11 protein-coding genes are annotated in these 12,828 nt (G+C 64.9%); all 11 read left to right on the forward strand.

The genetic code is table 11. The features are described from left to right. The first annotated feature begins 7 nt into the window (after positions 1 to 7). The 11 genes from WDA27_02895 (at position 8) to WDA27_02945 (ending at position 12,678) form a co-directional block, all read left to right on the forward strand. Positions 8 to 865, forward strand: coding sequence for a branched-chain amino acid ABC transporter permease (locus WDA27_02895; GenBank protein ID MFA5889894.1), 858 nt, complete (start codon positions 8 to 10; stop codon positions 863 to 865). Beyond that, a complete protein-coding gene (locus WDA27_02900) occupies positions 849 to 2,687 on the forward strand; it encodes a branched-chain amino acid ABC transporter ATP-binding protein/permease (protein ID MFA5889895.1) in 1,839 nt (612 codons plus the stop codon). The genes WDA27_02895 and WDA27_02900 overlap by 17 nt, the downstream gene beginning before the upstream one ends. Further along, positions 2,680 to 3,423 (forward strand): ABC transporter ATP-binding protein, encoded by a 744-nt coding sequence (locus WDA27_02905; protein ID MFA5889896.1) that lies wholly within the window; start codon positions 2,680 to 2,682, stop codon positions 3,421 to 3,423. Before WDA27_02900 ends, WDA27_02905 begins: the two co-directional genes overlap by 8 nt. Before the next feature lie 2 nt (positions 3,424 to 3,425). Continuing rightward, positions 3,426 to 4,850, forward strand: coding sequence for a choice-of-anchor P family protein (locus WDA27_02910; protein MFA5889897.1), 1,425 nt, complete (start codon positions 3,426 to 3,428; stop codon positions 4,848 to 4,850). Further along, complete coding sequence (locus tag WDA27_02915) at positions 4,850 to 5,230, forward strand: hypothetical protein (GenBank protein MFA5889898.1); 381 nt, start codon at positions 4,850 to 4,852, stop codon at positions 5,228 to 5,230. The genes WDA27_02910 and WDA27_02915 overlap by 1 nt, the downstream gene beginning before the upstream one ends. A gap of 118 nt (positions 5,231 to 5,348) precedes the next feature. Next, positions 5,349 to 6,719, forward strand: a complete 1,371-nt coding sequence (locus WDA27_02920; GenBank protein ID MFA5889899.1) for an ABC transporter substrate-binding protein — start codon at positions 5,349 to 5,351, stop codon at positions 6,717 to 6,719. Between the two features lies 1 nt (position 6,720). After that, positions 6,721 to 8,658, forward strand: coding sequence for an ABC transporter permease (locus tag WDA27_02925; protein MFA5889900.1), 1,938 nt, complete (start codon positions 6,721 to 6,723; stop codon positions 8,656 to 8,658). Further along, the gene (locus WDA27_02930; GenBank protein ID MFA5889901.1) at positions 8,645 to 9,508 is read left to right on the forward strand and encodes an ABC transporter ATP-binding protein; all 864 of its coding nucleotides are present in this window, start codon (positions 8,645 to 8,647) and stop codon (positions 9,506 to 9,508) included. The genes WDA27_02925 and WDA27_02930 overlap by 14 nt, the downstream gene beginning before the upstream one ends. Beyond that, positions 9,505 to 10,392, forward strand: coding sequence for an ABC transporter ATP-binding protein (locus tag WDA27_02935; protein ID MFA5889902.1), 888 nt, complete (start codon positions 9,505 to 9,507; stop codon positions 10,390 to 10,392). Before WDA27_02930 ends, WDA27_02935 begins: the two co-directional genes overlap by 4 nt. After that, entirely contained in the window at positions 10,389 to 11,639 is a 1,251-nt protein-coding gene (locus WDA27_02940) for a hypothetical protein (GenBank protein ID MFA5889903.1), read from the forward strand. Before WDA27_02935 ends, WDA27_02940 begins: the two co-directional genes overlap by 4 nt. A gap of 322 nt (positions 11,640 to 11,961) precedes the next feature. After that, positions 11,962 to 12,678 carry an acetoacetate decarboxylase family protein gene (locus WDA27_02945; GenBank protein MFA5889904.1) on the forward strand — a complete coding sequence of 239 codons (717 nt, stop codon included), beginning with the start codon at positions 11,962 to 11,964 and terminating at the stop codon, positions 12,676 to 12,678. The last annotated feature ends 150 nt before the right edge of the window (positions 12,679 to 12,828 follow it).

Raw genomic sequence — 12,828 nt, forward strand, 5'->3', positions numbered from 1 at the left:
CTGAGTCGTGCTTGACTACCTTGTAATCGGGATCTTCACGGGCGCTGCCTACGGGCTGCTCGCGGTCTCCTTTGTCCTCGTCTACAAGGGCACGAGGATCTTCAACCTAGCGCAGGGGGAGATCGGGGCTTTCGGCCTGTACTTCGCCTGGGTCCTGGTGGAGAGCGGCGTCCCGGTCGCGGTTGCGGCGTTGGCGGGCGTAGCTCTCGCGGCCTTGACCGGTTTGACCATGGAGCGATTGCTGGTTCGTCGCCTGGTGGACAGCACTCCTCTTGCGGCGCTGGCGGCGACGCTGGGCGCCGGACTTACGCTGGCCTACATCGAAAGCATCGTGTGGGGCTGGAATATCAAGACCTTCCCTTCGCCGATCGGTACGTGGCGGTGGGAGGTGGGATCGCTGACGATCACCTCGACGCGTGTCGCGGCGCTTGTTGTGGCGGCGATCGTGGCGTCCGGGCTCGTCGTGTTCCTTCGTCGGACTCGGTTCGGTCTTTCGGTTCAGGCGGCGACGTCGGACCAGGTACTCGCTCGACTGTCGGGTGTGAAGGTCGATCAGGTGCGTTCGTTCGTGTGGGCGCTCGGTGGCGCGCTTGCCGGCGTGGCGGCCATCTTGCTGGCGGCGGTCCTCACGTTCCACCCGCTGTCGACGACCCTGATTCTCGTCCGTGCGCTCACTGCGGCGATGCTCGGCGGTCTGACGAGCCTTCCCGGTGCGTTTGTCGGGGGTCTGGTGATCGGAGTTGCCGAGAGCGTTGTGATCTCGCAGACCGGGGTCGGGGGAATGGTAGACCTCGTCATCTTCATGATCATGCTTGGGGTTTTGATCTTGCGGCCGGGAGGGATCTTCGGTGCGCAAGAAGCTTGAGACTCAAGCGCTGATCGGAGGCGCGCGCATCGGGCCGGTCCTGCTGCTCGGGATCTTGCTGGCCGTCATCTTGACCTTTCCTACCCTTGGCTCTTACTCGCTGTATGTGTTCGCATTGCTGGCAATCCAAGGCATTGCGGTGCTCAGTCTCAACTTGCTCATGGGCTACGCGGGTCAGGTGTCGCTCGGGCAGGCAGCGTTCATCGGGATGGGGGCGTACGGGACGGCACAGTTCGCATCCTGGGGTGTCCCGTTCCCGTTTACGATTGTGTTCAGCGTGGTGACGACCGTCGCCGCCGCCACCCTGGTCGGCCTTCCTTCGTTGCGCATCAAGGGACTGCAACTTGCCGCGACGACGCTTGCGTTCGGGATCATGGCCGAGCAGTTGCTGTTCGCGCGCCCTTGGAGCAAGACCGCCACGGTCGGCATGATCGCGGATCGTCCCGAAGCGATGGCCTCGGACCGAGCCTTCCTCGTCGTTGCGCTTCTCGGTCTTGGGTTGGTCCTGTTGATCGACTCGAGCGTCCGGCGAAGCCGGATCGGCCGTTCGTTCTTCGCGGTTCGCTACCGAGAGGACACGGCGGCCGCGCGCGGCGTCCCGGTCGGCCAGGTCAAGTTGTTGGCGTATGCGATGGCCGGGCTGTACGCGGGCATCGCGGGAGGTCTGTTCGCCTACCTCATTGAGCGGGTCTCGGCCACGCCGTTCAGCGTGTGGAAGTCCCTTTGGTTCGTGGTTGTTATCGTCGTCGGCGGAATTGGCTCATGGAGCGGTGCGCTCGTCGCTGCGATCCTGTTCACAGGCATGACGGAATTGCTTCGTCCGATCGCCGCGTACTCACCCCTGATCGGCGCGGTCTTGCTGATGCTGGCTCCGGTATTGCGACCGCAAGGTCTGGGTTGGATCCTCGAGCGCCCGATTCGGTCCCGGCGCGCTCGCGTCATCGAGGCCGAGGTTATCGAGCGTGAGCCGGTCGATGTCCACGAACTCGTAACCCATAGGCGTCCCGTTCGATTTTCGGTTCCGATGCGGACCCTGCTGTCGCTGCGCGACGTCGAGCTGACGATCGGAGGACTTGAGATTCTGCGGGGTGTGAATCTGGAGATCCGTCGCGGCGAACTGGTCGGGCTGATCGGACCCAATGGAGCCGGCAAGACAACGGTATTCAACTGCGTTTCGGGGTTCCTCAAGCCCACCGCCGGCGAGATCACCTATCGCGGCCGGGACGTGTTGGCCCTTCCACCGCACGCGCGCCCGGATCTCGGCATCATCCGCACCTTCCAACAAGTTGGGATTTGCGCTCCGCTGACGGTGTGGGACAACGTTTTGCTGGGGCAGTACGCGATCCACCCGTATGGAGTGGTATCGGCGCTCGTGCGAACGCCACGTGTCAGGCGCGATGAGAAGGACGCCGCCAAGCGCGCGACGGCGGCGCTGGAAGCGGTCGGCTTGCGCGATCTCGCGGGTGAGCGAGCCGGCTCTCTGCCGCACGCGACGCAGCGCCTCGTGGAAGTCGCAGGCGCGCTCGCCGCCGGACCCGAGATCTTGCTGCTTGACGAGCCGGCCGCCGGAATGGACCCCGAGGAGACCCGATTGCTGGGAGCGCGACTGGCCGCGCTTCGGAAGGATCTCGATTTGACCATGGTCGTCATCGAGCACCACATCCCGATGGTTGCCGACTTGTGCGAGTTCGTCTACGTGCTCGCCGAGGGTCGCGTGATGGCTGAAGGGTCGCCCGCAGAGGTGCAGCGCGACCCCGCAGTGATCGCCACCTACTTGGGCGAGGAGCGGCTGTCGCGCGAGGAGGTTGCCGTCGGTGTCTAGTTTGCTGCGGCTTGAAGGCGTCGTCGCCGGGTACGGTTCGGCGCAGGTCCTCAGCGGGGTCAGCTTTGAGGTCCCTGAGGGCGAGATCGCCGTGATCCTCGGAGCGAACGGCGTCGGGAAGACGACTACCCTGCGCACGATCTCCGGTCTGTTGCGCACTTGGGCGGGAGAGATCGTGTTCGACGGAAAGCCGATCGGCAAGCGCGAGCCCGAGAATGTCGTGCGGCTCGGAATCGCAACCGTTCCCGAACCCCCGGGCGTCTTTCGCGATATGTCCGTGTTCGACAACTTGCGGGTCGGCACGTTCGCCCTGGGTCGCGACCAGAGCAAGGCCGATCGCCGGGTAGCTGAAGTAATGGAGGCCTTCCCGCTGTTGTCTCAGCGGCGGGCGCAATTGGCCGGCAGCCTCTCGGGCGGCGAGCAGAGAGTTTTGGCCGTTGCGCGTGCAATGATGAGCGATCCGCGTCTGTTGCTCGTTGATGAAGTATCGATGGGTTTGTCCCCCACAATGGTGGCAAACGTGTTCCGGATCCTAGACGGATTGCGACGGGATGCAGGAGTCACGGTCTGCATGGTGGAACAGAACATCTCGGCGCTGGATATTGCCGATTGCGCGTACGTGATGGAGAAGGGCCGCGTGGTGCATGAGGCCCGAGGAGAAGAGTTGGCTCGTACTCGCGACGAGGCGGTTCGTGCATACCTCGGCGCTTCGGAGCCGGAGAAGGTCGGGAGGTAGACATGCGCAAGTCACTGGTGTTGCTCGTGGCTGCGGGGATCACCGCGCTGTCCGTGGGATTCCCCGCCGCGACGGTGAAGGTCGCTTCAGTCGAGGCATCCACTGAGGCTGCACCGGCGCGCGCCCGATCCTGGGTCGCGAAGATCGTGGCTCACCAGGCTTCCGGGGAGCAGCACCTGCTGTCCGTCGCCGAGGTCGCATCCGCGGGCGGCAAGGCGCCGACGGCCACCGGTGCGCCTATCACAATCGCGGGGCAGTCCCCAGCGTATGCGAGCGCCGACTCTGCTCACCCGGACAGCATCGGGACGAAGTGGAGTTGGAACGACTCGACCGGCAGCGGCAGTGCCGAAGGGATGTTCGCGGAGGCGCATGTTTCAGGCGACTCGGCTCAGGTCCGCGCGGGGATCGGCTCCGCGGCCGGCAGCGGGTTCGCCGTCTCCAGCAAGACCATGACCTGGGATCAGCAAAAGCAGCTGATGGACAACTGGATCTCGACGATGGATACGATCTTCATCCCGCTGAACGCGCAGATGAAGGCGATCGAGCCCGTCCTGGCTCCTCTGGGGATCATCCCTCCGCACTTTGAGCAGATGGCAGCGCTTGGCTGGGTCGACGTTTTCAAGATGCGCCAGGTTGCGTCCAACTCCGAGACCGCATCGTCGGCGGAGTTCTCGTCGGCGAGATCTTCCGCGTCGATAGGCGAGCTGTCGATGTTCAGTGGGTTCATTCAGGCTCGCGGCGTCTCGACCGAGGCGTTCTCCCAGAGCGCGGCCGGCAACAACGAGCGTCGAGCGACGTCGACGATCAAACTTCTCAAGATCGCGGGCGTTCCGGTTGTCGCCGACAGTGACGGGTTCCGCGTTGCGCGCAACGACCAGGTGTCGCGGGTACTGCTGCAACCCGGGCTGGACGTCCTGATGGGGGCGCTGGAATCGGCCGGTGTCACCCTGCGGGTTGCCGATTCGCTGGGGGAGGGAGACCTGCGTGAATCCGCGGCCATCCAACTCGACATCACGTCCCCGCAAGGGTCTCTAAGTTTCTCGGTCGGCTTCGCCGAAGCGAGCGCGAAGTCGGTCGGCGCCGTCGCGTGGAACGATTCGTCGGACGACAAGGCACCGCGAGTGCCCGTCACCTCAGACCAGGGTGGCGCCTTCGACCAGGGAGGCGCCTTCGACCCGGTTGATACCTCCGACTCAGGGGCGTCGGTTGACCTCGCTTCGGGTCCCGCGCCGACCACAGATGCAAGCGGGACTTCTCGCCGGTATGGCCCTCCTCGGACCGCCGTTCTTCCGATTGAGGCCGTTCGGTCTCTGCGCACTTCGTACTTGCTGCTGTTCGTTGTCGGCGGACTTCTCGGAGCTACGATCATGCCTTTGCTGGCGCGCGCTCCGTCCGCCCCGGTGTCCCGAAGAAGGGGGAGAAACTGATGCTGGAAGGCCGTTACCGCGTCACTGCCGGGTTCGGTCTGGTGTTCGCCGGGGTGATAGTCGCCGTTGCGGGGTATCTCGGGGTCAGCGCCGAGACACAGGTTGCGTTTCAGTTGCCGTACTTCGCCAGCGCCGGCGTCGGGGGGCTCATGCTTCTCGGTTTTGGGTCGGCGATGCTACTGAGCGCCCAACTCGAGCGTGACACCGACCGCGTCGACCAGTTGGAGGAGGCGGTCCGACAACTGGCGAACGAAGTTGCCCGCTTAGCCGATGATCTGACTCCGCGGCGGGGGACTGTATTGAACTCGTCGCTTGCGGAGGAGGACGTTAACGGTGGCGCGCGCCCTGTTAGGAAGGTGCGCCAAGCGTCCGTGCGGTAGTCGGTCGGTTTTGCCCGTCGGCAAGTCTTCGCGACGCGGGTTGGGCGGGTTGTGAATCAAAGCAGTTGATTGAGTCGTCAAGCGCAGTGCGTGACCAGTCGAGAGCCGGGACGGTGCTGTGAAGCAGGAGCCTAAGCACATATCTGCGACAAACCGAGGGCTCGCCGATCCGAAGGATCGGCTGTTTGTGGTCGCGCTCGTCGTCCAACTCCTCGTATCGACCGTGCTCGGTGCCGCCATCGTGGGGGCGGTGAACCGAGCCGGGGACGCTCCCGTTCAGGTCGTCCATGAGTTGCCGAGCCAGAGCGTCCAGCCTTCGGTTCAGCCCACCGGGTCATCGGGATCCAGGACGATGACCACGGTCCTCGGCGGCCGGAAGGTGACCACGGACCAAACGGTCGGGGTCAGCGCCGGCGAGATCAAGATAGGTGGCTTGTTCACTCTGTCCGGCCCGGGTGACGGGACGGTCGCACTGCACGCGGTTCAGGCCTACTTCAACATGGTCAATGCGACCGGCGGAGTTCACGGTCGCAAGCTTCGCTACGTTACGCGGGACGACAAGTTCGACCCATCCATCGGCTTCGCCGCGACGAAGGACCTTGCGGAGAACCAGAAGGTCTTCGCGATGGCCTCGTGGGTAGCGCCCAACAGCGAGAACGACCAGACAATCAAGTACCTCACCGATCGCGGGATCCCCCTTGTGGGGAACTTCGGGCAGCCGGCGGAGTACAAGAGCCGGATTTCATACCCGTTTTCCGCCAACTGGACCGTGTCTCCGCGGCTTGTCGTTCGACACCTCGCGAAGGTGTTGGGAATGAAGAAGATCGCGCTCGTGTGGGTCCACTTGACGAATGAGATCGACGGGATCGTCACCTCCAGCGCGAATGACGAGGCGGCGAAGTGGGGCGCCAAGATCGTCTACACCGAAGCCGCCGACGTCGCCAAGCCCGTTTACGACGACACTGTCGTCAACGCCCAAGGCAACGGCGCGGACGGTATGGGCACGATCCTTGATGCGTTCTCGGCCTCGCGTTACTGGCAGAGTTTTGCCCGCGGTTCGTGGCGCCCGCCACAGGTCGGATACGCGTTCGCCATGGATCCCCAGCCGACTCAGGTGATTCCGTCCGGGTACGAAGAGGTCTATGGGATTCAGGAAATGGAACTGCCCGGCAATCAGACGCCGCCGGTCGCGGAGTACTTGGCGAAGATGAAGAAGTACTACCCCGGCGACATGGACAAGTTGAGCTGGGGTTCGGAGCTGACGTGGCTGGGGGCCAAGATGCTCGTCGCCGGTCTTGAGCGCGCCGGACCGAACCCGACGCGCGAGGGTTTGCTCGCGGCGTTCGACTCGATGACCGATTTCGATTCCGGGTTCGCTCCCCCCTACACCATCCGGCCGGGGAACCACGACTTCATCAACTGCATGAAGGCCGCCAAGCTCACCAGCACGCGGACCTGGGTGCAGTCCTCAGACTGGTTCTGTGTCTGAGATGGGCGCTCTCGCTCCGCTGATTGTCGCCGGGATCGTTCTGGGGTCGATGTACGCGCTCGCATCGCTCGGGCTCGTACTTATCTACCGCACGTCCGGGGTCGTCAACTTCGCGCAAGGTGCGATGGGCATGTTCGGCACCTTCGTTGCGTGGCAGATGATCGTGCAGTGGGGATGGCCCAAGCCGATCGGCGTGGTGCTGGCCGTCGCCTTCGGGGCGGTGATGGGGTACGTCGTCGAGCGCTTTACGATCCGCCCGTTGCGGGGACCGCTGCCTCGGGTCGTGGTGACGCTCGGCTGGCTGCTGATGCTGCAAGCAGGTGCGGGGTTGCTGTGGGGCTTCAGCGGATTTCACGACCAGATCATCCTCTTCCCGATTCGAGGCATCGAGATCGCGGGCTTTGCGGTCGGCATCGACCAGATGATCCTGATCGCCATTACTGCCGCGCTGGCCGGTGGAATCGCGCTGGCGCTGAAGAAGACGTCCTTCGGGATCACGCTTCGTGCGGTTTCCGACGACATCGACTCCGCGCGGTTATTGGGTTTGCGCGCAACGCGAATCACTGCCGGGACGTGGATGATCGGTGGCGCCCTCGCGACGCTGGCCGGCATTCTGCTCTCGCCGTCTCAACCGCTGGACACGGTCCAGATGACATTGCTCATCACTCAGGCATATGCCGCGGCGATGGTCGGGCGCCTGGTGAGCCTGCCGCTCACGTTTGCCGGCGCGATGGTGCTCGGGGTGCTGCAAAACGTCGTCCCCCGATACTGGACTGCGATCGGCACGCGCGAGTTTCTCGCCGTCGTGCTGATGATTGTCGTGCTGTGGGTTTCGCGGCGCGAGAGTCTTGCATCAAAGTTCGGCGGCGGTTGGGATCTCCTGGGCGCGCGCGCGGCCGGCCCGGGAAGAATCCTTCCGTGGGGAAGTCCTCCTTCGCATGCGGCGCGGCGAAACTTGCGTACCGCTGCGGGCGCTGCCGCAGTCGCCGCCGTTCTGATTTTCGTAGCCGTCGCGTCCTCGTCGTGGAGCACGACGATCGCCTTCGCCGCGACTTTTGCCCTGGGAGCTTTGTCGGTCGTCATTCTGACCGGGTACGTCGGGCAGGTGTCGCTCGCGCAGGCCGCATTCATGGGGTTCGGAGCATTCGTCACGGGCAAGCTCGTCGTGCAAGTGGGGATGTCGTTTTGGATCGCAATGCCGCTGGCCGCGCTCGCGACTGCGATGCTGGGTGTCGTCGTGGGCTTGCCCTCGCTGCGCGCGCGCGGGCTGCACCTGGCCGTCGTGACGCTGGCGATGGGTGTTGCCTTCGACAAGTTCGTGTTTAACCGCGTCGAGCTTGTCGGGAAAGGTGGATCCTGGACGTTCGACCGGCCCTCCTTGTTCGGCATCGACTTGTCCTCGGATCGCGCCTGGGTCGTCGTATGCATCGCTTTCCTTCTGCTGTTCATGTGGGGAGCGGCGAACCTGCGCAACTCCAAGACCGGCAAGCTTCTGTCGGCGGTGCAGGGGAGCGAACTGGCGACCAGCGCACTCGGGTGGCCGGTCGCGCGCCTAAAGCTTCTCGGGTTTGCCGTTTCGGCATTCGTCGCAGGGTGCGCAGGAGCGCTTGTCGCTGCGACGTTCGAGGGTGCTTCGGCGATTCCGTTCGATTTTCGTCAGTCGATCGCACTCATTGCCATCACGACCATTGCCGGGATCCGTTCGATTCCGGCGGTCGCGGTCGCCGGGGCGTTCCGGTTCGTTCTGCCTCGCGTCCTGGGCGGCAGCGGAGGCATGGACGACCTCATGACGGGGTTCGTGCTCATTCTTCAGGTCCTGCTGTTGCCGGGCGGAGTCGCCGGTGCCGTGCTGCGCCTCGAAAGTGCATTCTGGGGAGTGTGGCCGAGTCGCCGGACGATGGGCGAGGAAGCTGCGGAGGTGACGCTTGGCGCTGCTTGAGGTCGCCGGCGTCGGCAAGCGCTTCGGAGGGCTGCAAGCCCTGCGGGACGTGTCGATGACGGTCAATCGCGGCGAGATCGTCGGTTTGATCGGGCCGAACGGCGCGGGAAAGACGACGCTGTTCAACTGCATCTCAGGACTGCTCCCCCCGACCGAGGGGTGCGTCGTCTTCGACGGCGTCGACATCACCGCGTGGCCGGTTCACACGCGCGCGCGCGCCGGCATCGCGCGGACGTTCCAGCTCGTGCAGACGCTGTCCGCGATGACCGTGCGGGACAACCTTGCAGTCGCCGCGCACACGCGCACGGCAGGCAATGTCGTCGCCGACGTACTGCGGTTGCCCTCCGGCCTCCGGGCCGGACGAGAGGCGAACGAACGAGCGCGCGTAGCCGCAGCCTTTATCGGGATCGAACATCTGCTGGACACGATCGCCGGCGATCTGCCTTTCGGAATGCAGCGGCAGGTCGAGCTTGCGCGCGCGCTGTGTTTGCGCCCGCACCTGTTGCTGCTCGACGAGGCTGCGTCGGGGATGGACTCGAAGGAGACTGCTGAGTTCGCGGAGATCGTGATGCGCGCGCGCGACGCGTTCCGCATGTCGATCTTGTGGATCGAGCACGACGTCCCGTTGATTCGTGATGTGTGCGACTACACCTACGTGTTGGACTTCGGAGAGATGCTTGCCGAAGGAACGGCGGACGAAGTGACTCAGGACCCGCGAGTTCGAGAGGCGTATACCGGTTCTCCAATCGAAGAGCCGACGGGACAAGCCGACACGGAAACCGCACTGCTCGCGCAGCCGAAGAAGAAGGCGCGTGTGCGATCCGGACCGAAGGAGCGTGTGCGCGCGTGAGCGAGCCGCTGCTTCGCCTCCAAGATGTCCGCGTCTGGTACGGCCGCGTTCCCGCTCTCTTCGGAGTCAGCCTCGAAGTGGCTCCCGGGGAGGTTGTCGCCTTGCTTGGGCCGAACGGTGCCGGAAAGAGCACGACGTTGCGCGCGATTTCCGGTGTTGTGCGACCGGTGGGCTTGGTCGAGTTCGACGGCCGTCAGATCGATGGGCGCTCACCCGACACGATCGCGCGCCTCGGCATTGCGCAGGTCCCTGAAGGACGCGGCCTGTTCCCGTCGCTCACGGTCATGGAGAACTTGCAGATCGGCGGCTACGTAGCGCCTCGCGGCACCGACGTTGCCGCCGAGATCGAGCGAGCGCTTTCCCTGTTTCCGGTTCTCGGCGCGCGCGCGCGCCAGCCGGCCGGCACTTTGTCGGGAGGTGAGCAGCAGATGCTCGCGATCGGGCGCGCGCTGATTTCGCGTCCAAGGTTGCTTCTGATCGATGAGCTTTCGCTCGGTCTTGCTCCCACCATCGTCGCGGGTCTCTTCTCGTTGATTCCGGAGATCGCGGCATCCGGGACGGCCGTTCTGCTGGTAGAGCAGTTCGTGGGACACGCGTTGAACGTCGCGTCCCGGGCGTACGTGCTCGAGAAGGGCGGGGTTTCGTGGGCGGGTCCGGCCGCTACGCTCGCCGATCGACGGGAGTTCGTCGAGGCTTCGTACCTGGGCAACGGACGCTCCGACCGGCGCGCGCGAAGAAGCGGTGCGACCCCGTTCGTCGAACAGGTAGCCGTCGACGTGCCCGTCGCCCAATTGCGCGCGCTTCAGCGGGAAGCGGCCGCCGGCGGAATTACCGTGGAGAGGATTCTCGCGGATCGGTTGCGGACTCCGGGAGGTGCGTCATGAGATTCAGGACGGCGATTGCGGCTGCGGCGTTCGCGACTTCCGCCGTTGCTTTCCCGATCGCAGGCACCGGAGCACACGCCGCCGAGGCTCCCGATGGCGTGTACGGAGCAACTGCCGTCGGCTCCGGTCTGTCGGTGTTCGTGGACAGCGACGCGACCGGCGGGGCTTTCTACGCCGCCAACGCCGCGTTCCCATTTGCTGAGGCCACCGTCGAGACGGGCTCGGTGAGTGAGGGGATCGCCTCCTACGCGTACGATCGCAACGCGGTCACCGGGTTGTACTCGGTCGGCTCGGCCACATTCCAGGCCAACGGTGGTCCCGCGTTCCCGGACATCCCGAACACCGCATCGGCTCGCTATCCGGCCGCTAAGCACTCGCAGGCGGATCTTGGAGAGGAGGCGGCGGTTGGTCCCGCGCTGGTGCGGGTGGCCCGAGCAACCGCCGACGTCAGCGCGGTGGAAGCCGCGGCCGACGCGCGCGCGGCTTCGTTCGACCTCCCCGATACCTTCTCGGCGTCGGTTCTGGAATCGCATTCGACTGCGGAAGCCCTCTCTCAAGGCTCCGGGGCGCACGCGGTTTCCCGCGTGCGGGATATTTCCATCTCGGCAGGACTTGTTCGCATCGGCGAGGTCTATTCCGAGGCGCATGCGGTCGTGGACGGCTCGATGCGCACTGCGCGCACGGTGTTCCGCGTGATCGATGCATCGGTGGGAGGCGTTCCCGTCACGATCGGCACAGATGGTGTGCGCGCGGCAGGCAATACCGATGGGGTTTCGGAAGGCGAACTCGAGCAGTTGAACCTTGCGCTTGCGCAGAACCTTACGTCCAACGGCATTGAGATCGCGATGGTGTCGGGACGCGAGTCAGAGGAAGCCGGCGCGTCGGCGCGCGCCGCCGGACTAAGCATTCAGATCCGCTGGCCGGCGGCCGCCGGAGCTCCCGGATCGACGGCGTTGGTGATGGTTGGGCGCGCGTCGGCCGACGCTTCGTTCTCGCCGCCTCCGCCGCCGCCTCCGCCGCCGCCTCCGCCGGTGATCGACGACCGACGAGTCGTCACGACGGTCTTCTACGACGCTCCGCCGCTCGTTCCGCCCGTTTCCGAGGCTGCTCCACCTCCACCCCTTATGGTCGGAGCACGTCGCCTTCCGCCTGTTCCGCTGTTGTTCGGGCTCTGGCAGGTCTCGACGTTCGGGTGGGTCGCCATTGCGTGGTGGCGTCGGCGCGTTCCCAAGGGAGGGCTTGCGTGAGCTTTCGCGGTCGCTTGGACCCTGAGCCGCAATCGTGTGGCGGATGCGGGATTCCGTTCCGCGCGGAGTACACGCGCGGGCACTGTCCGGTGTGCGATTGGGCGGCTCCTTCGGATGACATCGCAGCGCGATTGCCCGCACGGCTCCAGGGTCCCGTTCGCATGATCAGGCAACGATGGGCGGTGGTTCTACTCGGGGTCGCCGTGGCGGGAAACATCGCGGTCCTGGTCGTGGTGTCGGTGGCTACCGGGTCACGCTGAGGGTGAAGGGCGAGGTTCGCTGAGAACGTCTGACGGTCCGCGCGCGCGGAAGGAGAATGACAATGCCGGCAATTCCTAGGGTTTCCCCGCTGTATCCGGACCCGCCGTACTTGTACGAGGGGTCGAGGATGGCCGTCGCGATGTACCGGATTCCCCCCGAGAGCGCGCAGGCGCTTTTGCCTCAAGGCATGCAGTTCGGCGGTCTCGAAGCCTGTCTGGCCATCTTCGCCGACTACCAGACCTCGACGGTCGGGGCCTACCACGAGGTCGTCTTCCTGGTGTCGGCCGAGTACGAAGGCGTTCACGGGTTCTTCTGCCCGTTCATCTACGTCACGACCGACGCGACCCTTGCCTCGGGACGAGAGATCTGGGGGTTCCCAAAGAAGATCGCCAAGATCTCGGTGGACAAGAAGGGTGACTCGGTCTCGGCGTCGATCACGCGCGCGGGAGCCTCAATCGAGCTGCGCGCGTCGGTGACCAACTCCGCCGACCCGGCGATGGTGTCGGCCCTTACCGCCATGCCGACGTTCAACGAGAAGATCATCCCCTCGGCCGACGGCCTGGGAGTCGACGTGAGCGCGATCACATCGACCTCGATGACCCTAACTCCGTCCGTCGCGCTGGCGGGTCCGGGAACCATCAAGATCTCAGGCGGGCCTCAGGATGCGTGGGATCTGCTTATCCCTGAGGGGGACGTTAACGACGTCGCGGCCTTCTGGGTGGAAGCCGATGCCGTGCTCCCAGCGGCCACCGTCGTCGGTAAGGCCGTCTTGCGGTAGTTTGCGGGTGGGCCGGGAACTAGGGGACTAGCCCGATAGGGCTAGGAATACGAGACATACCTTCCAGTCCGGAACCGCATCGGTTGACCGCCTTAGGAAGAGCCCTCAACATATGAACTGCTTGTGAACGCGATCACAATTCATACTCGT

The organism is Actinomycetota bacterium, assembly GCA_041658565.1.
Taxonomy (GTDB): Bacteria; Actinomycetota; AC-67; order AC-67; family AC-67; genus JBAZZY01.